Below are 26995 nucleotides of genomic sequence, written 5' to 3'. Positions count from 1 at the left end.
GGATTGGGTATCAAAGTAACAGGGAGTAATAGTGAATGAATTTTTCTAATTTTCGTGATTTTTTAACTTATCTTGAGCAACAAGGTGAATTAAAACGCATTACTTATCCTGTTAGTCCTTATCTTGAAATGACCGAAATTGCCGATAGAGTTTTACGTGCACAAGGTCCCGCATTATTATTTGAAAACCCTATTGGTTATACGATGCCTGTACTTTGTAATTTATTTGGTACAACAAAACGAGTTGCAATGGCAATGGGGCAAGACGATCCCTCGGCATTACGTGAAATCGGGCAGCTTTTAGCTTTTTTACGTGAACCTGAACCGCCAAAAGGTATTCGACAATTTTTTAATGTTTTACCGAAATATAAGCAGATATTGAATATGCCGGTCAAGCGCCGATCATCGGCCCCTTGTCAAGAAGTAGTATTAAAAGATGAACACGTTGATTTAACACAATTGCCTATTATGCATTGCTGGCCAGAGGATGTAGCTCCGTTACTTTCTTGGGGATTAACTATTACTAAAGGTCCTTATAAAGAAAGGCAAAATGTGGGTATTTATCGATTGCAATTATTAGCTAAAAATAAATTAGTGATGCGCTGGTTATCACATCGAGGTGGTGCGCTTGATTTTGCCGAATGGCAACAAGCTCATCCTCACGAAAAATTTCCAGTGGCAGTGGCTATTGGTGCAGATCCTGCAACAATTTTAGCCGCAGTTACACCCGTACCCGATACTTTACCAGAATACGCATTTGCAGGGTTATTAAGGCAAGGTCGAACCGAGGTAGTTAAAGCATTGTCTAATGACTTAGATTTACCAGCCACAGCAGAAATTATTTTAGAAGGTTATATTGATCCGAATGAAGTGGTACCGGAAGGACCTTATGGTGATCATACCGGTTATTATAACGAAGTTGAACATTTTGCTGTTTTTACTGTGACCCATTTAACTCATCGCAAAGATGCTATTTATCATTCAACTTATACTGGACGGCCACCCGATGAACCGGCTATTATGGGACTCGCGTTAAATGAGGTATTTATTCCTATTTTACAAAAGCAGTTTCCCGAGATTGTAGACTTTTATTTACCGCCAGAAGGATGTTCATATCGAATAGCTGTTGTGACTATCAAAAAGCAGTACCCTGGGCATGCTAAACGTATCATGATGGGGGTTTGGTCCTACTTACGACAGTTTATGTATACCAAGTTTGTCATTGTTTGTGATGATGATATTAATGCACGCGATTGGAAAGATGTTATGTGGGCGATTTCAACACGTATGGATCCTCATCGAGACACCACATTCATTGATAATACTCCGATTGATTATTTAGATTTTGCTTCTCCGGTTTCGGGCTTAGGATCTAAAATGGGATTGGATGCCACAAATAAATGGCCAGGAGAAACTAACCGAGAGTGGGGCAAAATAATTAAAAAAGATCCTCAGGTCGTTGCTTATATTGATGAGATTTGGGATAAACTTGGCGTGTAGCCAGTTGATAACAATGTTTGATAAACAATATCTTTTACATAAATTTACTTAAAATAAACAAAAACTATCACCTTTTTATGCATTTATGTATAATTATTACCCATGTTATGGCAATTAAATAATTATGAAAAAATTTCGAATTTTATTGGCGCTTATGTTTTGGTTTTCTTATGGTGTCTTGGCAAGTGAAACGAAAACTCAGGCAGATACTGAACTGAAGGTTGCAGATCCTGGTTCATTAATCCCTTCTTTACGGGTTTCAGCTGAAAAAGGTGATGCCCAAGCTCAATTCTCATTGGGAACTATTTACAAGCAAGGCTTAGGCGTTGATGTTAGTGATATTCGAGCTTTTTTTTGGTATAAAAAAGCAGCGGATCAAGGATTAGCTAAAGCGCAAAATAATCTGGCTTATATGTATCAAAATGGTTTGGGTACCACAGCTGATCTTGTGCAGGCATTTCAATATTATAAACGCGCAGCAGACCAAAATTATGCCTTAGCTAAATATAATTTGGCGTTAATGTATAAAAATGGTGAAGGGACAACTAAAAATACGTTAAGTGCAATTGATTATTTTACTCAAGCTGGCGAGCAAGGCGTTTTAGATGCTTACCTTAATTTAGGTATCATGTATTTTTTTGGCGATGGTGTAAAAGAAGATAAAATGGTTGCGGCAGATTGGTTTAGTAAGGCCGCTAAAAATAATAATCCAGAAGCGCAATACTATTTAGGTTTGATGTCAGAACATGGTGATGGTTTAACTAAAGATTATGTCGCTGCTACTTATTTTTATACTCAAGCCGCAGAACGAGGGCATGTACTAGCGATGTATAACTTGGGCATTATGTATGCAACAGGAACTGGCACAAAATCTGATAATTCCAAAGCTGCATACTGGTTTACTAAAGCGGCTGAAGCGGGTAATGCTGATGCACAATACAATATTGGCGTGATGTATGAAGTTGGTGGCGGCGTACCAAAAGATGCCAAGAAGGCTGTAGAATGGTACATTAAAGCCGCAGAACAAGGTAGTGTTGATGCGCAATATAATTTAGGTATAAAGTACCTTGAAGGCGAAGGGACTGAAAAAAATACCAATCGGGCGATTTATTGGTTTACTAAAGCAAGCGAGCAAGGTGACAAAGATGCTAAAGCTTATTTAGATCAGTTATTATCGGGAAAATAAAAAGAGCAAATTGCTCTTTTTATTTTTTGATGATCCGTTACCCTGAATTACGCATACCAGCAGCAATTCCGGATATAGTAATCATTAATCCTTGTTCAACCGTTGTATTTTCTTCTTCACTGCGATTACGCGAACGTCTCAATAATTCAGCTTGTAATAAGTTTAACGGTTCGATATATGTATTACGTAATGCAACCGATTCAGCAATCCAAGGCAAGTCAGCCATTAAGCTAATATCATCGGTGATAGTTAGTACGGTGTTAATGTCTTGAGTTAATAAATTTCTTAATTCTTCACCTAACGGCCATAAAATCGGATCGACAAGTCTTTGCTCGTAATATTCATGAATATTTGGTGCTGCTTTAGCGTAAACCATTTCTAACATACCTAAACGTGCATTAAAAAACGGCCAATTATGATACATGTCTTTAAGTAAATCTTTTTTTCCTTCTTCAATCACTTGTTTAAGTGCACTACCGGCACCTAACCAAGAAGGCACCATCAAACGGTTTTGTGTCCAAGCAAAAATCCACGGAATGGCGCGTAAACTTTCAATACCGCCACCTGTTCGTCGTTTTTGTGGACGAGAACCAAGTGGTAATCGTCCAAGCTCTGCTTCTGGCGTTACTGCTCTAAAATAATCGACAAATTCGGCACGTTCACGTACATAACTTCGATAGCAACGACATGATATATCAGACATTTCATCCATAATATCACGCCATGCTTGTTTAGGCTCTGGTGGAGGTAATAAGTTAGCTTGTAAAATGGCTGATGCGTATAACATCAAACTGCTTAGTGCTACTTCCGGTAAACCCAGTTTAAAGCGGATCATTTCACCTTGTTCTGTCACGCGAAGACCACCTTTTAACGATCCTGGTGGTTGTGAAAGTAATGCCGCATGTGCGGGTGCACCGCCTCGACCTATCGATCCACCTCGCCCATGAAAGAGCACAAGATTGATATTATATTTTTCAAATAGGTGAACCAACTCTTCTTGTGAACGATATTGTGCCCACGATGCAGCGAGCGTACCTGCATCTTTAGCAGAGTCAGAATAACCAATCATGACCATCTGTTTACCTTGAATCTTTTCACGGTACCAAGGAATATCCAGAAGTTTTTGCATGACAGATTTGGCATTATTTAAATCATCTAAGGTTTCAAATAATGGAGCAACAGGGATATTTTTTTGACAGTCGACCATTTTTAAGAGTAGGTAAACCGCTAAAATATCTGAAGGCGCTTTGGCCATTGATATAACATAAGATGCAATCGATTCTTGTCCTGCCTTTTTGATAACACGGCAAGTGTCTAAAACTTCTTGTACCATTTCTGGTGGTTGCCAGCGGTAAGGTAATAAAGGGCGATTTGATTGCAATTCTGTTAATAAAAATGCCTGTTTTTCATCTTCAGACCACTGGGCATAACTGCCTAGGTTCAGCTCTTTAGTTAATGCATCTAGTGCTTCAGTATGGACAGCGCTATCTTGGCGAATATCTAACCTGACTAATTGTAAACCGAAGCTTTTTATACGTCGTAACGTATCAAGTAGTGGACCATGTGCTATTGTTGACATGCCATTTTCAATTAATGATTCATAGCAGGTATAAAGTGGTGTCCACAGTTGTTCATTTTTAATTAAGATATCTGTAGGGGGGATGACTTGTTCATTATTCAGTAATGAAACAATATAACTATGGGTTTTCACTAGTCGAGCTCGTAACTGTTTCATCACTGCTCGATAAGGTTCAGAGGCAGATTTATTATTTTCATCTAACAAGTTGATAACCGCTTGGCTACATTCACTCATCGATAATTCACGAACCAGTATTTGAATGTCAGCTAAAAATAACTCAATTGCTTTTAACCTAGCTTGTAACATGACCTTTTCTGTCACTTTAGCTGTTACATTTGGGTTGCCATCACGGTCGCCCCCCATCCATGAGGTAAATTTAATTGGAACATGATCAACCGATAATTGTTCGTTAAATGCATCAACTAATTGATCATTAAATTCACGTAAAAACAGTGGCACCCCTTCCCATAAACTATCTTCAATGACTGAAAATCCCCATTTTGCTTCATCAAGCGGTGTAGGGCGTTTTTTACGGATTTCATCGGTGTACCATGCTTGGCAGACAAGTTGTTTAAGACGGCGCATGATCCGTTCTATTTCGTAATCAGCTAAATCACTATGATCTAATTGAGATAAACAATTATTAATAGCCGTATAGGTATTGATCATTGTTCTGCGGTTAATTTCGGTTGGATGAGCTGTTAATACGAGTTCAATCGATAGATCATTAATAGCTTGTGTTATGGTTTGATTTGAAAAATTGAGTTTTTTTAATGTACTAAATAATTCCGTCATTTTTTTAGGGCTGCTCGATGCTTCGCCATGAGGAGAAATACCATAATATTCGGCGGCAGTATTAACCAAATTTAAAAATTGATTAAATGCTCGAGCAACATGTAACAAATCTTCATCATTTAAATTTTCAATCAATTTAAGTAATTCATTATGGGCTTGTTTATTACCTTGCTGTGCTGATTTCGATAATTGTCTTATTTCTTCCACTAAATCAAATGTTTCATTACCAGTGGCGCGTTTAATTGCATCACCGAGTAAAGTCCCTAGCATATTGACGTTGCTTCTCATTGAGGAATATTCACTGTTCATTCTGTTCTCATTTTCATAATTATGGCTAACTAAACTTTAAACTGTAAAACGATTATTACAATTTAAAGGCTAAGATATAAGTCATTGCTAATTTGTTTAAGATATATACTTTATAACAATACCACATTGAATTTAAATCATAAAATTTTATATTCTTTATTGTTTTAATTGTTTTAATTATATTCTCATCATTATCTAAATAGATAAAAAAATTAATTAAGCGTATTTTTTAGTCAGATTATGTTTTTAAATGCTTGTTTTCTGTTAACAGATTGTCTGTAAACTGTATCTTAATAGGATTTGGGTATATACTAAGGCAATGATTAATGTATATTGGATTGTTATTTGATGCTTATTGTTTTCTATATTGCGTCGATTATTACTGTTATTGCCAGTATAAAAGTGATTAGTTGCTTACGTGTTGATAAAGCCATTTTATACCTTATTATTGCGCTTTTCGCTTCAGCTTTAATATTTATTTTACTCGATACGTATTTTTCTGCTGTTTTATACATTATTTTATTTATTGGTGGCACAGTGATGTTATTTTTATCTGTTGCAACTATTCTACGAATTCGTGTCGACAATGTTGAGAATAAAAAGCGAGGCATCAGTCCTAAAATTTGGCTAGGCCCATTAGTTTTAGCTTTTATTTTATTAGTCGTACTGATTTATGGAGTAGTGAGTACTGACTATTCTCAGATTAAAGAGTCACATGAGTTAATGCATGAAATGTCAGTATATGCTTACATTTTAATGTCTGAATTGGCTGTTTTTTTGTTGTTAGGTGCAGTTGTTATTGCTTATCATTTTATGCATCGGCTATTGTCGGAGAAATAATATGATTCCTTTAATGCATTGTCTTATTCTTGCGTCTGTATTATTTGTAATTGGCTTATTAGGGGTGATGATTCGACGTAATTTTTACTTTCTACTATTAAGCCTTATGATTATGAATAATGGCGCTATCGTCGCTGTGGTTGCTGCTAGTAGTTATTGGCAACAGCCAGAAGGACAAATTCTGGCTATTTTAGCTGTCATTACTGTATTAGCGCAAGCGTGTGTTGGGCTTGCGTTGCTGATGAAATTAATATACCGCCGTAAAATATTTAATATTGACTCATTGAGTGAAATGAAAGGATGAACTTACTTTATTTAACTATTATTGTTCCTTTAGTCTCTTTTTTATTATTAGTTTGTCTAGGGAGACATATTCGGTCAATTAATGTCATGATTATTGGCTTTAGCACAATGCTAATTGTTGCTCTTATTACGCTATTTTCATGTATTGATTTTAGTAAAAATACTGTACCTGATATGACGTTAGTCTATAGCCGACCACTTTGGAATTGGTTTTCAGTCGGTGATTTTGTTGTTCCTTTATCTTTAACGCTAGATGGTTTATCGCTTACTTTTCTGGTGTTAATTGCCTTTTTTGGTCTGTTAATTTATTTTTTTGCAGCCTGTTATTTAACCTCAAAAAAAGATATTTATAATTTTTATGCGTATAGTAATTTATTAATTGCTAGTATGCTAACTATTGTACTTGTTGATAATCTCTTAGTTATGTTAATTGGTTGGGAGGGTGTAAGTTTAAGTACTTACTTACTTATTGGTATTTATTATAAGCAGGTGCGTAATGGTTATGCTGCTGTTAAAGCCTTTGTTATCATGCATTTAACCGATATCTTTCTTATTATTGGTATTTTTTTACTGTATCAAACTTTAGATACGTTAAATATTCGTGACATTTTAACTCAAGCTCATGATAATCTAGCTATCGATTCAGATGTTATTTTTTGGATAACATTGATGTTATTTTTAGGGGCAATAAGTAAATCTGCACTATTCCCTATGCACTCATGGTTTGTTGAAACAACATTAGCACCTATGCCAGCAGTGGCTTTGCTGCAATCATCTACGGTTATTTTAGCAGGGGTATATTTGGTTCTACGTTTAAGTAATTTGTTTATGATGTCGAGTGATACGTTAGCCATTATGACAATTATTTCTTCATTAACCGTATTATTTGCTAGTTCAATTGCTCTAGTTCAAAGTGATATTAAGCGTATAATCACTTTTACTAACCTTGCTCAGCTTAGTTACTTATTTTATGCGTTTTCCACACAAAGTTGGAATTTATCACTCAATTGTTTAATCAATTATGCGGTAACCAGCTCTTTACTCATTTTTGCCTCTGCGATTTTAATTAAAAAATGTCATGGTGAGCGTGATATCAACAAGCTTGGTGGATTAGTCAAATCATTCCCAATGTTGTATGCCATATTTTTGCTTGTTATGTTGTCATTAAGTGCCATGCCTTGGATCTCCGCCTCTTTTTATATCAAAGGTGATATTATTTGGGGGCTAATGGCTAAAGATCATCTCATGGCTGGTACTATCGGTTTATTAGGTATTTTGTTATCAAGCTTAAGTATTTGGCGACTAATTTTTACCGCATTTTATCATAAACCAAAGATTTTTGACTTTAATAGAACAATGTGGATAAGTTATTGTCCAGCCTTTATCCTATTGATTTTTACAACAGCAATTTTTATCTATTTCCCGCTACCTGTTCAAGGGCTTATTCCTATTGCTGAACTTGATACTAACGGTCAGTTATCGTTTCAATTACTACTCGCTGCTGTAACATTATTGAGTTTTCTTATCGCCTATATTTTGTACGCACATCCGAATAGTGAAGTGCAAGAAATACTTAATACACCAATGATTAAATTCTTTGCGCGATTATGTAATGGCGATTGGCGCTTTGATTATGTTGTCAGTTACTTATTTGTTAAACCTTATCTATTTTTAGCTAACCTACTTAAACAAGATCCTTTAGCATTATGGGATAATTGGATAATGTTAGGGATAAAGAAAGTTAACTCATATATTGTCAGCTTAGAAAATGGGCATATAAGGTGGTATATGGTTTCAATTGTCATGGGAAGCATTATTATATTAATGTTACTCGTTTTTATTTAATAAAGGTGTAATCTTTCATGTTGTTATCGCTTGTATTCTTACCTGTAATAGGCGGATTTATTAGTTGGTTATGCCATGTTTTTTTATTGCGAATTGTTAGAACTTCTTATCTACCATCGCGTTGGTATAAGTTACCAATGGTCATTGCATTTCTGACAATTTTAATTACGTTAATGCTTGCTTTAATCTTATGGTTAGATGGATTAACGGTATTACAACAAGGTAATAACTGGCTTGAAGAAGTGAATATTGAATGGATTCCTTTGCTAAATATTCATTTCCATTTGGTATTAGATGGCTTATCGTTGGTGATAATTGCTTCCACACTTTTTATTGTATTACTGACAATTGTTTATTCCAGTAAAGAAAGTTTGAATAATTTTGGTTTGTTTTATTTATGCATTTTATTTATGACATCAGCTATTATGATGTTATTTGTTATCACCGATCTGTTTTTGATGTTCTTTTTTTGGGAAGCGGTAGCAATTCCTATTTATTTTATCATTTCTTTATGGGGGCGTCGCGACTCAAGTTCCCAATTGCGTTTTAATGGTGCGAGCAAATTTTTGATTTATACTCAAATTAGTAGTTTGTTAATGTTAATATCCATTGTGTCATTAGCGTTAATTAATTGGAATTTAACGGGTCATTGGACTTTTGATTATCAAGTTTTAACCAAAACCCCCATTTCTAGCTATACTGAATTTTTACTAATGCTCGGTTTTTTAGCCGCTTTTATTGTACGCATCCCTTTTGTACCATTTCATCGCTGGTTTATTGATGCCCATATTGAATCATCCACTTCGGGATCAATGATGATTAGTGGTTTGCTTCTGACAACAGCTACCTTTGGGCTATTTAGAATTGTGATTCCTCTGTTTCCAAATGCTTCAGTTATGATTATGCCATTAATCTTAATATTAGCATTATTTACTTTGGTTTATGCAGCGCTATTAGCGTTTAATCAAACTGATATCAAAAAGTTAATTGCTTATGTACATATTGCTTTGATGGGCTATATGACAGCAATTATCTACAGTGGTTCAGTGATTGCTTATCAAGGTATTGTGATACAAATGATTGCCATTAATTTAGTTATCGTTGGCATGTTTATAATTAGTGGACTGTTAGTTGAATGTTACTCAACGCGTAATATTAATCAATTTACAGGTCTTAAACAGAAAGTTCGTTATCTTTCTACATTTACCTTATTTTTTATTTTGGCTATTTTAGGTATTCCAGGTACTGCTAATTTTGTTGGCAACTATATGATGTTACTTGGTAGCTATACATCATTCTCTTATTACACTATTTTGTTAGTAATTGGTTTACTCTTGTTGTCAATTTCATTGATTATTCGCATGCAACCAATTTTTTATGGTGTTGTAGAAAGAAATCATTCAGCTAAATATCACCTTAGTAGAAAAGATATTTCATTATTAACTAGTGTATTAATGGTATTAGTTTTTATTGGCTTATACCCACAAATAGTGTTGGATATGTCATATTCTGTTGTCAACCAAACCCAACAATACATTACAGCAGAGCGCGCGGGAGAGTAATAACTTATGATAGCCTTATCGCCGATATTTGTTTTAAGCTTTACTATCATTGTTTTGCTTATTGCCCTATTTTTTCTGAAAATGAACACAAAAGGGTGTGCTTTTTTAACCGTGTGTGGTTTAGTTTGTGCATTGCTATGTTCTTCCATGATTGGTTACAAAATATCGTTCAATACTCAGATGATAACAGATATAAGCAGCGATAATATGCAAATATCTTTAAATTCGGATGTAACAACCAAAGCAGACTCTGTACCAAATAATGAGGAAACGATTGCTGTTGATGCTGTGCCCACTGAGCCCGAAACAAAGGCTGATGATAACGCTCAACAAAACAATCAAACTGATGTTAATTCCAACACAACCTTAGATACTAATAATGGAAATATTGAAGATAAATCGAACACAGATCCATCAATGGAAGAATGGAAAGCGCATCAAATTACTGCCTTATTTACTTGTGATGGTTATGGATTGCTTTATACCAGTTTAATTTTAATCATTGCAATTACAGTATCTTGCTTAGCCTATCGTTGGTTTGTCCATGAAAGAATTGCTCATGGTTTGTTTTATGTTATTTTACTCTTTATGACATTAGGCGGCGTTACACTAGTCTATGCTAGCCATTTGATCTCTTTTTTTGTTGGCATTGAATTACTTTCAATTCCATTTGTTGGGTTAATTGGCTATCAATATATACAAACTCACTCCTTAGAAGCTGCCGTTAAATATATGATTTTATCCGCTGTGGCTAGTGTGTTTTTATTGATGGGCATTGCCTTTTATTATGCAACAACTGGCGAGCTAACTTTTAGCGGGTTAAGTTACCAACTTTCAACTATGTCTTACCCAAGTAATTTATTACTAATGGGCGTTTGTTTAATGTTAGTTGGGATTGGTTTTAAACTTTCATTAGTGCCTTTTCAGTTATGGTTGCCCGATGTTTATCAAGGTGCACCGACAGTTGTTGCTCTATTATTATCAACAGTAGGAAAGGTCGCACTATTTTGTGCTATTGCAAGGTTGTTTTTATTGGCACCGATTGTTAATAATGAAACCATTCGAATGATACTTGTTATCATGGCACTATTATCAATACTATGGGGAAATTTAATTGCTTTAATGCAAAGTAGTCTAAAACGGCTATTAGCGTATTCCTCCATTGCACATTTTGGTTATTTACTCATTGCCTTAATTGCTGTGCAATATCAAGTATTAGCTTTAGAAACAATTGGGGTATACTTAATTAGCTATATTTTAGCCAATATCTGCATATTAGGCGTGATTAGTTTAGAATCACATTCTGATGAATTGCAAGATCATGAAAACGAAGTGGATTTATCGGGATTATTCTGGCGTAGACCTATCTTAGCATTAACGATGGCCGTTGGATTATTATCGTTAGCTGGAGTCCCCCTTACAGCAGGGTTTGTTGGTCGTTTTCTATTAGTACTGTTGGGGGTAACTGCTGAATTATGGTGGTTAATTGCTGCAGTGGTAATTGGTAGCGCTCTAGGTTTATATTTTTATGCACGCTTAATTATTAATCTTTATATTAGGCCTTCTTGTCGAGACGATCAGATATTAAATAGTGCTATTATCAAACTAAAATGGCAGGATATTAAAATAAGCGAACTCATTATTGCGTTGTCTGCCTTATTAATTCTCATTTGTGGTATTTATCCTAAATGGCTATTTAATTTAGTGAGTATGGCGCAATATCTGACGACTTAATAAGCGTTTTTCGCCTTAAAAAGTTTTTACAGTTAGATTGAAATTGATTTGAACAATGTACTTGGGTCTTTTTTATATTAGAAAATATCTGTTACCTTAAACATTTTGACAAGAAATAGTTAATAATAGATTTAGTTATTGTGTTATAATTCCGACCTTTAATATTTTATTTGAATCAAGAGGACCTATATGGACTTTTTAATTTCTAATGCTTATGCAACTGAAGGGGCTGCGGCTGAAAGCAATCCTTATTTTTTACCTATCATGTTGGTTGTGTTTGGTCTGTTTTTCTATTTTATGATTATGCGCCCACAACAAAAACGTGCTAAAGCCCATCGTGAACTTATGGCTTCGATTTCAAAAGGTGACGAAGTGTTAACCAATGGTGGACTTATTGGTCGTGTATCTAAAGTTAACGACAATGGTTATATTGCGTTAGAGTTAAATGATACAACAGAGGTTGTTATCAAACGTGACTTTATCACATCTGTTTTACCAAAAGGGACAATGAAGTCACTATAATAGCAAAAGCTGTTATAGTTCATTGTGTTAATTAGCTAATTCCACAAGAGAATATGTCGTGTTAAATCGCTATCCTTTGTGGAAGTACATTATGTTGGTCGTCGTTATTCTCGCCGGCCTACTTTATGCACTTCCAAATATTTATGGTGAAGATCCCGCTATACAAATTTCCGGTTCAAATACTGCTGAAATTAATGTTGCTACCCAAGATAAAATTAAAAAACTCTTGACTGATAATCATATAGAACCTAAATCATTTGTCTTTGAAAATAAATCTATTTTAATTCGTGTAGGTGATAATGATACTCAGCTCAAAGCCAAAGAGTTAATATCACAAGAGTTAGGGAATGATTATATTGTTGCACTCAATTTAGCACCAGCAACTCCAGCTTGGTTAACGGCTTTAGGTGCCGAACCAATGAAACTTGGTCTTGATTTACGTGGTGGTGTTCACTTCTTAATGGAAGTTGATATGACAACAGCACTCAGTAAGCTCATTGAACAATCGACTGAAAATTTAAAATTTGAGTTAACAAATAGCAAATTAAATTATGCAGCCATCAATAAAGAGGGCAATCAACAAATTGTTGTGCAATTTGCGAATATTGAAGATCGTAATAAAGCTATCACTAAAATTAATGGTTTACCAGATTATAAACTTACCTCACAAACGGAAAATAGTATTACTATCAATATCAGTGAACAGCGTTTACAACAAGCCAAAAATGATGCTGTTCAACAAAATACCACTATTTTACGTAATCGTGTAAATCAATTAGGTGTTGCTGAGCCTATTGTGCAGCGTCAAGGTTCAGATCGCATTGTGGTGGAATTACCAGGTATTCAAGATACTGCTTTAGCTAAACGTATTTTGGGGGCAACAGCCACCCTTGAGTTTAGACAAGTAAATGAAGATAATACCCCTAATTTACCCGCTATTATCAAAGGCGATATGCGCGTACCATATGGTTCTGAAATCAAATATATGGAAAACGGGCGCCCTGTTTTGCTCTATAAACGTGTAGTACTAACTGGTGATCACATTACTGATTCTTCATTCCGAGTCAATGAATATAGCCAACCAGAAGTTGCTATTACGCTTGATAGTTCTGGTGGTAAAACGATGCTAGATTTTACTCAGAAAAATCTCAAAAAATCGATGGCAACGTTATTTGTCGAATATAAAGATACAGGAAAACGTGACGAAAATGATAAACCTATTCTTGAAAAACAAGAGCGGGTGATCAATGTTGCGACAATTCAAGGTATTTTTAGTGATCGTTTTCAGGTGACAGGGATAAGTAGTGTTGATGAAGCTAAAAATCTATCCCTACTATTACGAGCTGGCGCCTTAATTGCACCGATTCAAATTATCGAAGAGCGTACAGTTGGACCATCAATGGGACAAGAGAATATCACACAAGGTTTAGAGTCTTGTGTTTGGGGACTACTCATTTCTGTCTTCTTTATGCTCATTGTTTATCGTCTATTTGGTGTGTTTGCTAGCCTTGCGTTGGTTGCCAACTTAATACTAATTGTGGGCGCTATGTCATTATTACCAGGCGCAACATTAAGTATGCCAGGTATTGCAGGGATTGTATTAACAGTAGGTATGGCCGTTGATGCTAACGTTCTTATCAATGAACGAATTAAAGAAGAGCTCAGTAATGGTCGCGGTGTCCAACATGCCATTAATGAAGGTTATGCTGGGGCTTGGAGTAGTATTTTCGATGCGAATATTACCACATTAATTACCGCGGTTATTCTTTATGCTGTGGGTACTGGCTCGATTAAAGGATTTGCTATCACCTTGGGTATCGGTATTGTAACATCGATGTTTACATCGATCGTAGGTACTCGTGCATTAGCTAATTTGATTTATGGCGGTCGTCGCGTTAATAAGTTATCAATTTAGAGGTTTATTGTGACTGTTGATAAAAAAGAAAATCATGATGTTAGAGAACTAAATCATGGACGCAGAGTGCTCGACTTTTTAAAATTTGGTTTTATCGCTTTTGTGATTTCAATGCTACTCGTAGTCGCATCAGTTGTCGTTATCTTTGTTAAGGGTTTTAATCTTGGACAAGATTTCACCGGCGGTACAACCGTTGAAATTACGGTGACAAAAGCAGTTAATCTTGATGATCTGCGTAATAGTTTACGGGACGCCGGTTATCATGAGCCCGTCGTGCAATACTATGGTAGCAGTAAAGATATTATCATTCGATTGGCTGCGGCTAAACAAGAAAACGGTACGGTATCATCTGTTATTGATAATGCGTTAGGCAGTAAAATTTCTAATTTAATCCATAAAGATATTGATGCTGATGCGCAGATTAAACGTATTGAATTTGTAGGTCCGACTGTTGGTGCTGAATTAGCACAAGATGGTATCTTAGCGATTTGCGCTGCGTTAATTTGTATCTTGATCTATATCGCGTTTCGTTTTGAATGGCGATTTGGTACGGGTGCAGTAGTTGCATTAGCGCATGATGTTGTGATAACTGCTGGTTATTTATCGTTATTTCAACGTGAATTAGATCTAACGATTATTGCTGCAATGTTATCCATCATTGGCTATTCTCTTAACGATACCATTGTTGTATTTGACCGAATTCGTGAAAACTTTAGAAAAATTCGTCGAGCTTCTCCTTATGATGTCATTAATATTTCGTTAACCCAGACTTTACACCGCACTCTGATGACTTCAGGAACAACGCTTGCAGTTGTGATTATCTTGTATATTTTTGGCGGTTCAATGTTAAAAGGTTTTTCTGAAACATTAGGCGTTGGTATTATTTTAGGGACAATTTCATCAATTTATGTTGCTGCTTATATGTCACTTAAATTAGGTATAAAACGCGAACATTTTATGCCACCAAAAGTGGAAGTTGAAGGCGCAGATCAACCATCGATTTTACGTTAGTTATATAAAGCTCTTTCACATAGTGAAAGGGCTTTATTTGATTGTTTTTTTAACAATTAACATCAAATAGATTGACACCTATGGTCTAGTTGCATATTATTACCACCAGTTTTTATCCCTTTCTATTTGGGGCCATAGCTCAGCTGGGAGAGCGCAACGCTGGCAGCGTTGAGGTCAGGGGTTCGATCCCCCTTGGCTCCACCAATTCAATATTTAATAAAATTTTAATATTGATTTTGGGTATATAAAGCTTACAAAGCTTATAACTGCTTTTCTTTGATTATTATTTTAGTTCGTGAGTTACCATTTCAATTACTATTTTTATATAGCTTAACGGCAACTATATTGTAATTTTGTCAGATACTCCGTCTATTAATATTCAATTATTTTACTAATCTAACAAAAGGAATATCTTATGAAAAAATTCATATCAGTATTTTTCTTGTTTATGACATGTATTAGTTATAGTTATGCTGATTCACTACAAGAAAGTTTTAAAAAACAGCCTTCATCTTCCAGTAATCCTAAGTTTACTGAATATAAAGCTCAATTAGCTAATGATTTATTTTTGTCTTTTTTTGTTGATGATCAAGAACAAAAAGCGGTTCCTGTTTTAATCAAAGAGGGTAAAAAATACCAACCAATTAGTATTAAATATTGTATTAAAAATACTGATGAGTGTTGGCGGCAAATCATTTATCACAACGCTTTATCTCATATCACAAGTAATTTAGATAAACCCGAAAATAGAAAAGATTTACTGATATGGAAGATTGAATATATTGATAATAATCAATTAAATGAAACTGACTTTTTACAAACGCCACTGACAGGTGCTTTACCGAATGGTGATGATGATTATGATCCTTATATTCTTTGGCAATCTGATTTAAGTCTTTATTAATAATATTACCGGTTCATTTTATTGGTTGGTCGCTAAGTTAATATAATGTAGATAAAATTTAATAAATCTAATTTTTTAATCTTTAATTATATTAACTTACGCGAAATTTTTTATATTGAGTATTTGATCATATTGTTAAATTGTATAACGCATTTAGCTACATAGAATATCTTATCATTTTTATCATTGTTGTGGTTGCTCACTAAATTAGTGTTAAATAACTGCACAAAATGTTATTGTTATTTGCGCACTAAAGATTCGTCTATTCTTATTAACATATTTCAATTGATATTGTTAACAATCTACATAGACTCCGGCAAATACATACTCTTTTCACCTGTATCCATAATATTATTTAATTTCAAATGTTATTTTAATTATTATGTACTATGGCTAACTTTATCAATTATTACGGTTGATCATGGATAATGAGATTTAAATACTGCTATAGCACAAGATATAACACCCTATTTAATTTTAGTGTTTACTAAATAAACTTAATATAGCGACGTTATCATGATAACGAAAATTGATTGATGTTATTGTCGGCATTTATGATTAAATTGAATAATTTAATTTTGCTCATTTAATGGAAGTTTGGCAAAATAGATAACATTATTATCAATAGTCTATTAACTCTATAATTTTGATAAAAGTGTTAAGCTTAAAACTATTTATTAAGCTAATTGAATAGGAATAGCATTAGGATGATCAACCAAATCAAACAAAAATTATCTACAATACTTGTATCAAGTTGTATGAGTGGGTTGGTCATGTGTTCGTTAGCGGTTAATGCTCAAGAAAATCAACAAAATATACCCCAAAGCAACGCTGCACCGAATGTACTTTCAATAAATGAATCTAATGACAATAACTTAATAGATTTTGTTGGTCCAAAGCCAGTAACTGAAAAAATTTATCACCAAACTGTTTTTTCGCTATTAGGTGAACCTAAATATCACGATGGTTTTCAATATGTTAATTACGTTAATCCTTATGCGCCAAAAGGTGGCATAATTAAATTAGCAGAAATTGGTACTTTTGATAATTTTAATCGTTATGCTAGTCGAGGAGCCCCCGAAAAAAACTCAGGATCATTATATGATACTTTGTTCACAAATTTAGCTGATGATATTACAAGTTTTTATCCGCTTATTGCTACCTCGATTACTTATTCCGACAAATATCGTTGGGCTGAAGTTTCAATTAACCCCAAGGCACGTTTTCAAGATGGAAAACCTATCACCGCACAAGATGTTGAATTTACCTTTCATAAATTTATGACAGAAGGTGTTCCACAGTATCGAGTATATAATCAGGGCATTAGTGTTAACGCTATTGATAATTATCATTTGCGCGTTGAGCTACCAGCAAGCGATCGTGAAAAATTGCTATCCTTCGTTGGTAATCTGCCGGTTATTCCAAAACATTTTTGGCAAGATCGTAATTTTTCAGAACCATTAACTATTCCTCCAGTTGGCAGTGGTCCTTATTTTATTAGCGATTATAAAATGGGGCAATTTGTTGTGTATAAACGTAACCCTAATTATTGGGCTGTGGATTTACCGGTAAATAGGGGAATGAATAATTTTGATGAAAAACGTATTGAGTATTATATGGATAGCAGTGTTTCGTTAGAAGCATTTAAAGCCGGTGAGTATGATTTTCGTGGAGAAGGCCAACCCAAAAATTGGTTTACCCAATATCAGGGGCAGTATTTTGATGCCAAGGATATTATCAAACAAGAAAAATCTGTACAAACAGCAACCGATAGCAAATGGTTAGCGTTTAACTTACAAAAAGATCTGTTTAAAGACATTAATGTACGTAAAGCCATTACGCTGGCATTTGATTTTGAATGGTTAAATCACGCTTTTTATTACGATAGTTATAAAAGGCCTTATAGTTTTTTCGAAAATACCATTTATGCAGCGATTGGTAAGCCAAGCGAACAAGAATTAAAGTGGTTAATGCCGTATAAAAACATTATTCCCGATGCTGTGTTTGGTGATGCTTATTATGTGCCTAAAAGTGATGGTCAGGGTTTTAATCGCAATAATTTATTAACTGCAGCTGAATTATTAAAACAAGCGGGATGGATTATCAAAAATGGTCAACTAGTGAATACAACAACCAATCAGCCTTTTGAGTTTGAATTGGTTACCTATCTTGGCGATGATATTAAATATGCTATTCCTTTTCAGCAAAATTTAGCCCGTTTAGGTATTACCATGAAGATTGTTTCACTTGATTACACTCAAGTGACTCGTCGCTTACGTGAACGCGATTACGATATGATGCCACGGACTTATAATGCGTTTAATTATCCAACATCAGATTTGATGATTTTATGGGGTAGTGAGTATCTCAATTCATCATGGAATGGTTCAGGACTACATAACCAAGCAATCGATAGTATTATTGATGAAATAACTAAGAATGTTGGTAATCAAGCTGAGTTAATTTCGCTTGGTCGAGCGCTAGATCGCATCTTAACGCAAGAGTATCCTATGATTCCAATGTGGTATAACAGTAAAACCTATTATGCTTATTGGAACAAATTTGGGCAGCCAGCGATTCAGCCAACTTACGCTATTGGTGTCGATAGTTGGTGGTACGATGCTGACAAAGCAGCTAACCTGACAAAGAATCGGAAACATTAATATGCTCAATTATCTTATTCGTCGTTTATTATTGATTATTCCAACATTGTTTGTGATTTTAACGATCAACTTTTTCATTGTACAAATTGCGCCTGGTGGTCCGGTCGATCAAGCACTAGCGATGATTGAAAATGGTCCAGATTCTGGTCAAGCATTATTACCGGGGGGGGATAATGCAGCGGTAAAATTATCACAGCATAAAAATGAGTCTAATTATCGCGGGGCACGCGGGCTTGATCCACAAATTGTTGCAATGATTGAAAAACAGTATGGCTTTGATAAACCCATTATTGAACGTTATTTTGATACTTTAAAAAAATACGTGTTGTTTGATTTTGGTGACAGCTTTTTTAAAAGTGAATCGGTATTAGGTTTAATTGCTAAAAGTTTACCGGTTTCGATTTCGCTTGGTCTTTGGAGCACGTTGATTGTTTACCTTATTTCAATTCCTTTAGGTATTAAAAAAGCTGTTAAAGATGGCTCGGCATTTGATTTTTGGTCAAGTACATTAATCATTATAGGATATGCAATACCTGCTTTTTTACTCGCTGTATTGTTAATAATATTATTTGCGGGCGGTAGTTATTGGGATATTTTTCCATTGCGAGGGTTAGTTTCAACGCATTTTGAGCAACTCGATTTTTGGGGAAAAGTAAAAGATTACGCATGGCATATTTGCCTACCGACTATTGCGATGGTTATTAGTGGTTTTGCTTCACTGACTATGCTAACTAAGAATTCATTTTTAGATGAAATTCGTAAACAATATGTGATTACCGCAAGAGCAAAAGGTTTAAGTGAACGACAAATTTTATATAAACATGTGTTTCGTAATGCGACACTATTAATTGTGTCAGGTTTTCCTGCTGCCTTTGTTGGCATTTTATTTACCGGTTCGTTATTGATCGAAATTATTTTTTCACTCAATGGGCTTGGGCTATTAGGCTATGAAGCCATTATTCAACGTGATTACCCAGTCATTTTTGGATCACTATATATATTTACGTTAATTGGGCTAATTGCCAAACTGTTATCTGATTTATCTTATATGATAATCGATCCACGTATTGACTTTGAGGCACGCAACTGATGAACAGCCATTATTCTATTAATCAGCAACGTTGGCAACGATTTAAACATAATCGACGTGGATACTATTCGCTTTGGCTGTTTTCTTTGTTGTTTGTTATTAGCTTGTTTTCTGATTTTATCGCCAATGATAGACCGATTTTTATCAAATACCAAGATAACTACTATTCGCCTATTTTTCACTTTTATCCCGAAACTGAATTTGGTGGACAATTTAGCACTCAAACAAATTATTTAGATCCAAAAGTACAACAAAAAATAGAATCTAATGGTTGGATTTTATGGGCACCTTTTCGCTATAGTTATAATACGTTAATTTATGACACGCCAACGACGTTTCCAACCCCACCTTCAGCGTCGCATTGGTTAGGGACAACTGATGCAGGTTTTGATGTGCTTGCTAATATTTTATATGGTTTTCGTATTTCGATGTTTTTTGCCATTTTACTGACCGTTTTTACCACAATTATTGCGGTAATTATTGGGGCTATACAAGGTTATTACGGTGGTAAAATTGATTTAATCGGACAACGCTTTATTGAAATTTGGTGTGGATTACCAGAGTTGTTTGTCATTATTTTACTTGCCAGTATTTTGCCCCTTGATTTTTGGTGGTTATTGGCCATCACGGTACTATTTGGTTGGATGGCTTTATCGGGTATTGTACGAACTGAATTTTTACGAACACGTAATTTTGACTATGTACGTGCAGCTAAAGCCATGGGAGTCGGTGATGTTAAAATTATGTTTCGTCATATTCTACCGAATGCAATGGTAGCAACATTGACATTTTTACCTTTTATTTTATGTGGTTCAATTACTACTTTAACCTCGCTTGATTTTTTGGGATTTGGTTTGCCTATTGATTCCCCTTCACTTGGGCGTTTATTGTTACAAGGAAAAAATAACTTGCAGGCTCCATGGCTTGGTATTAGTTCATTTTTGATTATTGCTACTTTGCTTTCGCTGCTTATTTTTATTGGAGAAGCAGTTAGAGATGCATTCGATCCTAACAAAGGAGGGTATCGATGAGTTCTCCTTTACTATCTGTTGAGGATTTAAGTATTGCTTTTAAACATGAAAGTAACACATTATTGCAAGTGGTAAATAATATAAGTTTTGATATTCACGAGCAAGAAACGCTAGCATTAGTCGGTGAGTCAGGTTCGGGTAAAAGTGTGACCGCTTTGTCTATTTTGCGTTTGCTACCTAAAAGCTTAGTGTCTTACCCTACCGGTGATATTGTGTTTGAAGATCAATCTTTACTACATGCACCTGATAAAGTACTTCGTCAGATTCGCGGCAATCAAATCAGTATGATTTTCCAAGAACCCATGGTATCGCTTAACCCACTACACACGGTAGAAAAACAGTTGTACGAAGTGTTATCTTTGCACCGGGGTATGCGCGCTAATGCTGCTCGAAGCGAAATTTTACAATACCTTGATCGAGTTGGAATAAAAGATCCAAAAAATAAATTGTCAGCTCTTCCCCACCAATTGTCTGGCGGCGAACGGCAGCGAGTGATGATTGCGATGGCAATTTTGACTCATCCTAAATTATTGATTGCTGATGAACCTACAACCGCATTAGATGTATCAGTACAAGCACAGATCATTCAGTTACTTAAAGAGCTAAAAAATGAGTTAAACATGAGTATGTTATTCATTTCTCATAATTTAGGTATTGTCAAAAAATTAGCCGATAAAGTTGCTGTTATGCAGCAAGGTGACATTGTTGAATATAATAATAAGCAGCGTATTTTTTTACGGCCGGAACATGCATATACGCAAACATTACTTAATTCAGAACCGAGTGGCGATCCTGTTCCATTACCTGATACACCCGGAATATTATTGAATGTTAATCATCTTGATGTTGAAGTGACTACTAAAAAACGACTTTTAAGTAGCCAGAAAAAGAAAATTGTCGACAATGTTGGTTTTACTGTGCATCAAGGTGAAACAGTTGGCATTGTTGGGGAGTCAGGTTCGGGTAAAACAACTACCGCATTAGCGGTGTTGCGTTTGATAAAATCACACGGTGATATCTTATTTGATAGTTATCCAATACAACATTTGACGGGAAAAAAATTACTGCCATTTCGTAGCAGAATCCAAGTGGTATTCCAAGATCCATTTTCGTCACTCAATCCTCGTTTTAATATAGAACAGATTATTTGTGAAGGTTTAACGACTCATAAAAAATTGACTAAAGCAGAACAAGAGCAGGCATTAATCGATATAATGCAAGAAGTCGGGCTTGATCCTAATATGCGATACCGCTATCCAACGGAGTTTTCTGGGGGACAACGTCAACGAATAGCGATTGCGCGAGCTTTAATCTTAAAACCTGAATTGTTAATTCTAGATGAGCCTACGTCATCTTTAGATCATACAATTCAAAAACAAATAATTCATTTACTCAAATCATTACAGCAAAAGCACCAGCTTAGTTATCTATTTATTAGTCATGATTTAGCCTTAGTTTATTCAATGTGTCATCAAGTGGTTGTGATGAAAGAGGGTAAAATTGTCGAGCAAGGCTCGCGAGAGAAGATCTTTTATTCTGCGCAAAATGAATATACCAAAACGTTACTTTCGTTTTTAGATAAACCACTTAAACCTAAAAATAAAACATTTATTCATGCAGATATGGTAAATAATAAAGATAAAAATGAGGCAAAAGTAGAAGAACAAGTCGATTGGACCGATGCTTTATTAATGGGAAAAAGTCATCGCTATGTCGATAATTAAATTACTTCAAGTTGATAACACGATTAATAAATTAATTCATTTTATAGGATAATCATGCATAAATATATTTTACCTTTTTTATTCACACCATGCTTATCGTTGATTTCGTTAAATGCCACCGCTTTGACTTGTAACGATAATCCTGCTGAGAATTTGGTTTCAGCCAATAACTATATTTTTCAAATTTTAGATTATATTGATTTGCCAACCAAAGGTATTAAGCAAGAAATACGCACTATAGCAACTAAACTTGATAAGGGAAATAGTATCAGTTCTACTGCTAAGCATACCTTAGATTATGACTCGAATGGACTGATAACACAGAGTCAATATGAGCTGTTTTCAAACGAAAATCAACGCGTTTATTCAGAACATCTGCAAAAAACCAATGTTGGATGGGAAAATATTATTGAAGATGTGGAAGATAGAACAAATAGTATCATTCAATTTAAAACCGATAGCCAAGGTAAAATTGTTGAATCGCAACAAGCCAAAAAAGCAGTTGATTTTATCTTTATTGAAACTGACAGCTATCAGTATGATGCGAATAATTGTCTAATTAGTAAAAATGTACAATGGAAAGTTAAAGGTGTTGATGAAAAAGGAAAATTTACTGGTGTAGATCAAAATGGTGGTTCATCTTATACTTTTGCTTACCAGCAACAGCAATTGGCTAAAGTTTTGTATCAATTTAGTAACAATATGAAAAATGAAAATGATTTTTTATATCAGTTTGATAATAATCACCGTTTAAGCTCAATACAAACTTCTTATTGGTCAAGTGGTAAGAATGTTGCAAATTATATGACTCATTTTTTAACGTTTAATGATAAAAACGATTGGCTTACAGCCAGTAAAGTGAAAGTCGATCAAAGTGATAAACAAACTCAAATTAGTAGGCAAATTAGTTATTACTGATCTTTACCGTTCTAACTGAGGGTTATTTATTAAATAACCCTTTTTATTAATTATAAAAATTTTATTTGATTTATATTCGTATAAAAAGAATATAAATTGCATGTAAAGTCCAGGCAAGAGCTAGCCCATAAGTTAGTATTTTTTCACGTTTTGGGTAAATATTAAATTGATGTAATATCGTTAATATCTGTTGTAATCCACACCAAATAGGTAGAGATATCATCAAAAATAAGAATAGTTTCCCTACTTCTGTATTTGCTATTTTTAAGATATAAGAACGCGTTGTTGCATCACCAAAAGGAATAATATAAACCATTATGATAATAATCACTGGCGAAAAAATTGCTGCCCATATTCCTCCTAAAGCAAACAATCCTTTTGCTACTTTTCCTTGCTTTTTTTGTTCTAAGTGCTGTGTTTGGATTTGTTGATTTTTCATTATGTAAAGACCGTTTATCTTAAAATAAATAACAGTAAGCAAATTGAAATGATGATCGAAACGAACCATAAACCTGCTGTAAGTAGGTAACACTTGGTTGTTTTAGTTGAATTAGCCGAAAAAACTACATTTGGGGCTAAATTAAACCAGTGTATTGAATGGTAAATTGCTCCTAGCAAGGCAATACAATTAAGTACAATCACAAAAGGACTTTGTAAAAAAAAGATAAAACGATAAAACTCATCTTGCCCCATCATATTGGTGTACATACAAATGACCCCGTACATTAATACAAGACTTACCCAAATCATAGAAAAGGGGACCAATTTTTGTATGATAGATAATAGCCAATTCGGTTTTGGTGATAGATTATTAAGATAATTTTCTATAGGATATTGATTGTTATTTTTTTTATTCATAAATTTCTTTACATTGCCTATTTTAAATTAGGTAATTTATTATGTTGGTGTAATTTGAAGTTGGATTATTCATTATAATCGTAAATCCAATTCATGTCGTTAATTTAAGCTTATTTATCATAGCGATTTTCACTATGATTAGGCTTTGCATATCGTGCCGCAAATACAAGTTATTGAATCGTGCGTTTACCTTGTGTTATTAAAAACACAGATTCTTTTATTCATTTGATAAAAGCTAGATGGAAAACATCTTGTCAGATGACACAGAGCAGAATACTAAACTATTTCGATTTACTTAATTTTTTCCTAAAAAGATATAATGGAAGTAAAAAAACAACAACCATTATTATTCATATAGTTGCACCAATAAAATATCTGTATTAATGATGATTATTAGAATTAATAATTTAGAAAATATCCATTATTTTCATAAAGATATAGTTAATTATTTTAAGGAAAGATGTAATTTAGTATTAACTGTCACAAATTTTATGCAACGGTTAATTATTATTTGTATTTTTTGGATAATTGAATAATATAGCAACAAAACTTACTAACGCGATATTATTTGCATCCTCGATATTATGCTAGTTATAACAAGGATGTTTTGATTTAAACGAAAATGAACAACTCAAGTCATAAAATTCCGGTCGGAATTGTGGGTATTATTAGTGCCATTGGTATTGTCTATGGGGATATCGGTACATCGCCGCTATATGTGCTAAAGTCTATCATTCATGGTTTACCTAATAATCAATGGGCAAACCCTTTCTATATTTTGGGCGCCGTGTCTTGTGTAATTTGGACATTGACTATTCAAACTACCTTAAAATATGTGATTATCACATTGCGAGCCGATAATAAAGGTGAAGGAGGAATTTTATCCTTATATGCTTTAATTCGGCGGCGTTACCAGTGGACATTTATTATTGCAATTATTGGGGCAGCAGCGTTACTAGCCGATGGCGCTATCACACCTGCTATTACCATTATCACTGCAATTGAAGGACTAAATGTTATTTATTCTAGTATTCCAATCATTCCAGTCACCTTACTTTTAATTGCAGTACTATTTTTTATCCAACCTTTTGGCACGGGCTCCTTAGGACGATTTTTTGGCGTTGGCATGCTGATTTGGTTTTCAACATTGGGTATTTTAGGACTGTATCGATTATTGCCGCATTTGAATGTATTAGCCGCTTTTAATCCTATGTATGCGGTAAGATTTATTATTGAAGCGCCCGATGCACTAGTTATCTTAGGTGCTATTTTTATGTGCACAACAGGGGCTGAAGCACTTTATTCTGATTTAGGGCATTGCGGACTGAAAAACATTCGTATTTCTTGGGGATATGTAAAGAGCTGCTTGATTATCAATTATTTGGGGCAAGCGGCGTGGGTGATTTCTCATCCGCAAATAATTGGTCCTGAAGTCAATCCATTTTTTATGATGATGCCAGAGTGGTTTAGATTAACGGGAATTATTATGTCGGCATTGGCTGCGTTTATTGCGTGTCAAGCTTTAATCAGCGGTGCCTTTACCATAATTAGCGAAGCTATTTCATTGGATTTATGGCCAAATGTGCGGGTAAAATATCCAACTTTGATTAAAGGCCAGATGTATATAAGATCAATTAATTATATATTGTTTACCCTTTCTGCATTGATGGTAATAAGCTTCCAATCCTCAATTAATTTAGAAGCGGCTTATGGATTAGCCATTACTCTTAGCATGTTGATGACCACTGTATTGTTATTCTTCTATTTTATGAAAAATAATAAGCCACTTTGGTATAGTGTCCCATTGACATTATTTTTTATGGTAATTGAAATTGGTTTTTTTGTCGCTAATATCCAAAAATTCTTCCATGGTGGGTTTGCCTCTATTTTAATTGCTGGTTTTATATTTATTATTATGTACTCATGGTTTACCGGGCGTCGTTTGAAACGTGAGCATAATTCATTTGTCAAATTAGATGCTGAATATTTAGCTAAAATTGTAGCAATTAGCCATGATAAAACTATTGATAAAACCGCAACCCATCTTTTTTACTTAACCCGAGCACAAGGGTTACATGCAGTTGAAAGTAAAATCACTTACTCGTTATTTGAACGGAAACCTAAACGCGCTGATACATATTGGTTTGTTTCAATTAATCGCATGGATGAACCCTATAAATTTGAGTATCAAGTTGAAGTTTTAGTGCCATATAAAGTTTTTCGTATCGATTTAAATATTGGTTTTAAAGTCGACATGCACGTTGAACAATATGTACAATTAATTGCAACTAGAATGGAGCAACAAAATTTAGTTAATTTGTCATCACGCTATCCTTCAATAAAAGATCAACGAGGAGATAGTTTATACGTTATTGTTGAACGTACATTACGAAATGTTGATGTCAATTTTATCAATCGCCCAATGCTGGCTATTTACTCTTTTATTAAAATGAAATTTACCTCTGATGCTGAAATGTTTGATATCGATCCAACATTAACATTAGTTGAATTTGTGCCAATGATTGCTAACGAGTATGAATCAGACTGTGAAACGTTAAAACAACTTATTGAGCAATCACAGTTGGGAATTACAACTGATCAGGATATTGCTGATGCCATACCCGATACCGATCATAATTGAATTCAACGAAAATTAAAAAATAGCGTACAATAGTCATTATTCAATAAACGTTCATTAATATAGTAG

The 26995-nt window shown here is 34.4% G+C and carries 19 protein-coding genes, 1 tRNA gene and 1 pseudogene; 18 read left to right on the top strand and 3 right to left on the bottom strand.

What is annotated here, in order from left to right:
• Positions 1–35 precede the first annotated feature (35 nt).
• Together ubiD and J3U57_RS05165 are read left to right on the top strand one after the other, a co-directional pair.
• Positions 36–1499 (top strand): 4-hydroxy-3-polyprenylbenzoate decarboxylase, encoded by a 1464-nt coding sequence (gene ubiD, locus J3U57_RS05170; RefSeq protein ID WP_267344006.1) that lies wholly within the window; start codon positions 36–38, stop codon positions 1497–1499.
• A gap of 124 nt (positions 1500–1623) precedes the next feature.
• Positions 1624–2685: an SEL1-like repeat protein gene (locus J3U57_RS05165; RefSeq protein WP_267344005.1), complete on the top strand. Its 1062-nt coding sequence runs from the start codon at positions 1624–1626 to the stop codon at positions 2683–2685.
• Between the two features lie 37 nt (positions 2686–2722).
• On the opposite strand, the gene ppc is transcribed toward J3U57_RS05165, so the two are convergent.
• Positions 2723–5368, bottom strand: coding sequence for a phosphoenolpyruvate carboxylase (gene ppc, locus J3U57_RS05160; protein WP_267344004.1), 2646 nt, complete (start codon positions 5366–5368; stop codon positions 2723–2725).
• Positions 5369–5716: 348 nt separating this feature from the next.
• Between ppc and J3U57_RS05155 the strand changes: the two genes are divergently transcribed.
• The 15 genes and pseudogenes from J3U57_RS05155 (at position 5717) to J3U57_RS05085 (ending at position 23430) form a co-directional block, all read left to right on the top strand.
• A complete protein-coding gene (locus tag J3U57_RS05155; protein WP_267334449.1) occupies positions 5717–6208 on the top strand; it encodes an NADH-quinone oxidoreductase subunit J in 492 nt (163 codons plus the stop codon).
• 1 nt (position 6209) lies between these two features.
• On the top strand, positions 6210–6512 hold the full coding sequence (gene nuoK / locus J3U57_RS05150) for an NADH-quinone oxidoreductase subunit NuoK (protein ID WP_267344003.1): 303 nt from the start codon (positions 6210–6212) through the stop codon (positions 6510–6512).
• On the top strand, positions 6509–8356 hold the full coding sequence (locus J3U57_RS05145) for an NADH-quinone oxidoreductase subunit L (protein WP_267334445.1): 1848 nt from the start codon (positions 6509–6511) through the stop codon (positions 8354–8356). Before nuoK ends, J3U57_RS05145 begins: the two co-directional genes overlap by 4 nt.
• 17 nt (positions 8357–8373) lie before the next feature.
• A complete protein-coding gene (locus J3U57_RS05140; protein ID WP_267334443.1) occupies positions 8374–9918 on the top strand; it encodes a complex I subunit 4 family protein in 1545 nt (514 codons plus the stop codon).
• A gap of 207 nt (positions 9919–10125) precedes the next feature.
• Positions 10126–11652: an NADH-quinone oxidoreductase subunit N gene (locus J3U57_RS05135; RefSeq protein ID WP_267344002.1), complete on the top strand. Its 1527-nt coding sequence runs from the start codon at positions 10126–10128 to the stop codon at positions 11650–11652.
• 189 nt (positions 11653–11841) lie between these two features.
• Complete coding sequence (yajC, locus tag J3U57_RS05130; protein WP_267334439.1) at positions 11842–12174, top strand: preprotein translocase subunit YajC; 333 nt, start codon at positions 11842–11844, stop codon at positions 12172–12174.
• A 58-nt stretch (positions 12175–12232) separates the two neighbouring features.
• Positions 12233–14089, top strand: a complete 1857-nt coding sequence (gene secD / locus J3U57_RS05125; protein WP_267334437.1) for a protein translocase subunit SecD — start codon at positions 12233–12235, stop codon at positions 14087–14089.
• Positions 14090–14098: 9 nt separating this feature from the next.
• Entirely contained in the window at positions 14099–15100 is a 1002-nt protein-coding gene (secF, locus tag J3U57_RS05120) for a protein translocase subunit SecF (protein WP_267334435.1), read from the top strand.
• 128 nt (positions 15101–15228) lie between these two features.
• Positions 15229–15304, top strand: a tRNA-Ala gene (locus J3U57_RS05115).
• A gap of 211 nt (positions 15305–15515) precedes the next feature.
• A complete protein-coding gene (locus J3U57_RS05110; protein ID WP_267344001.1) occupies positions 15516–16004 on the top strand; it encodes a hypothetical protein in 489 nt (162 codons plus the stop codon).
• 707 nt (positions 16005–16711) lie between these two features.
• The gene (locus J3U57_RS05105) at positions 16712–18667 is read left to right on the top strand and encodes an extracellular solute-binding protein (protein ID WP_267333638.1); all 1956 of its coding nucleotides are present in this window, start codon (positions 16712–16714) and stop codon (positions 18665–18667) included.
• 1 nt (position 18668) lies between these two features.
• Positions 18669–19757, top strand: coding sequence for a microcin C ABC transporter permease YejB (locus tag J3U57_RS05100; RefSeq protein WP_065634228.1), 1089 nt, complete (start codon positions 18669–18671; stop codon positions 19755–19757).
• Complete coding sequence (locus J3U57_RS05095; protein ID WP_267333636.1) at positions 19757–20788, top strand: ABC transporter permease; 1032 nt, start codon at positions 19757–19759, stop codon at positions 20786–20788. The genes J3U57_RS05100 and J3U57_RS05095 overlap by 1 nt, the downstream gene beginning before the upstream one ends.
• Positions 20785–22359 (top strand): annotated as a pseudogene (gene yejF, locus J3U57_RS05090) (microcin C ABC transporter ATP-binding protein YejF); the annotation flags it as partial. The gene J3U57_RS05095 and the pseudogene yejF, both read left to right, overlap by 4 nt.
• Before the next feature lie 207 nt (positions 22360–22566).
• Entirely contained in the window at positions 22567–23430 is an 864-nt protein-coding gene (locus J3U57_RS05085) for a hypothetical protein (protein ID WP_267343999.1), read from the top strand.
• Between the two features lie 70 nt (positions 23431–23500).
• Here the strand turns inward: J3U57_RS05085 and frdD are convergent, their stop codons facing one another.
• Both frdD and J3U57_RS05075 read right to left on the bottom strand, forming a co-directional pair.
• Complete coding sequence (frdD, locus tag J3U57_RS05080) at positions 23501–23869, bottom strand: fumarate reductase subunit FrdD (protein ID WP_267343998.1); 369 nt, start codon at positions 23867–23869, stop codon at positions 23501–23503.
• A gap of 14 nt (positions 23870–23883) precedes the next feature.
• Entirely contained in the window at positions 23884–24288 is a 405-nt protein-coding gene (locus J3U57_RS05075; RefSeq protein WP_267343997.1) for a hypothetical protein, read from the bottom strand.
• Between the two features lie 622 nt (positions 24289–24910).
• Here J3U57_RS05075 and J3U57_RS05070 point away from each other — a divergent pair.
• On the top strand, positions 24911–26929 hold the full coding sequence (locus J3U57_RS05070) for a KUP/HAK/KT family potassium transporter (protein WP_267343996.1): 2019 nt from the start codon (positions 24911–24913) through the stop codon (positions 26927–26929).
• Positions 26930–26995: the final 66 nt, after the last annotated feature.

Origin of the sequence: Gilliamella sp. B3464 (assembly GCF_026536145.1) — a bacterium.
Lineage (GTDB): Bacteria > Pseudomonadota > Gammaproteobacteria > Enterobacterales > Orbaceae > Gilliamella.
Note: the sequence above shows the minus strand (reverse complement) of the source record. Positions and strands in the feature narration are given on the sequence as shown.

Excerpts from the sequence above, each read along its gene's own strand:
- ubiD (WP_267344006.1), top strand. The coding sequence starts at position 36 with ATGAATTTTTCTAATTTTCGTGATTTTTTAACTTATCTTGAGCAACAA.
- J3U57_RS05165 (WP_267344005.1), top strand. The coding sequence starts at position 1,624 with ATGAAAAAATTTCGAATTTTATTGGCGCTTATGTTTTGGTTTTCTTAT.
- ppc (WP_267344004.1), bottom strand. The coding sequence starts at position 5,368 with ATGAACAGTGAATATTCCTCAATGAGAAGCAACGTCAATATGCTAGGG.
- J3U57_RS05155 (WP_267334449.1), top strand. The coding sequence starts at position 5,717 with ATGCTTATTGTTTTCTATATTGCGTCGATTATTACTGTTATTGCCAGT.
- nuoK (WP_267344003.1), top strand. The coding sequence starts at position 6,210 with ATGATTCCTTTAATGCATTGTCTTATTCTTGCGTCTGTATTATTTGTA.
- J3U57_RS05145 (WP_267334445.1), top strand. The coding sequence starts at position 6,509 with ATGAACTTACTTTATTTAACTATTATTGTTCCTTTAGTCTCTTTTTTA.
- J3U57_RS05140 (WP_267334443.1), top strand. The coding sequence starts at position 8,374 with ATGTTGTTATCGCTTGTATTCTTACCTGTAATAGGCGGATTTATTAGT.
- J3U57_RS05135 (WP_267344002.1), top strand. The coding sequence starts at position 10,126 with ATGCAAATATCTTTAAATTCGGATGTAACAACCAAAGCAGACTCTGTA.
- yajC (WP_267334439.1), top strand. The coding sequence starts at position 11,842 with ATGGACTTTTTAATTTCTAATGCTTATGCAACTGAAGGGGCTGCGGCT.
- J3U57_RS05110 (WP_267344001.1), top strand. The coding sequence starts at position 15,516 with ATGAAAAAATTCATATCAGTATTTTTCTTGTTTATGACATGTATTAGT.
- J3U57_RS05105 (WP_267333638.1), top strand. The coding sequence starts at position 16,712 with ATGATCAACCAAATCAAACAAAAATTATCTACAATACTTGTATCAAGT.
- J3U57_RS05100 (WP_065634228.1), top strand. The coding sequence starts at position 18,669 with ATGCTCAATTATCTTATTCGTCGTTTATTATTGATTATTCCAACATTG.
- J3U57_RS05095 (WP_267333636.1), top strand. The coding sequence starts at position 19,757 with ATGAACAGCCATTATTCTATTAATCAGCAACGTTGGCAACGATTTAAA.
- J3U57_RS05085 (WP_267343999.1), top strand. The coding sequence starts at position 22,567 with ATGCATAAATATATTTTACCTTTTTTATTCACACCATGCTTATCGTTG.
- frdD (WP_267343998.1), bottom strand. The coding sequence starts at position 23,869 with ATGAAAAATCAACAAATCCAAACACAGCACTTAGAACAAAAAAAGCAA.
- J3U57_RS05075 (WP_267343997.1), bottom strand. The coding sequence starts at position 24,288 with ATGAATAAAAAAAATAACAATCAATATCCTATAGAAAATTATCTTAAT.
- J3U57_RS05070 (WP_267343996.1), top strand. The coding sequence starts at position 24,911 with ATGAACAACTCAAGTCATAAAATTCCGGTCGGAATTGTGGGTATTATT.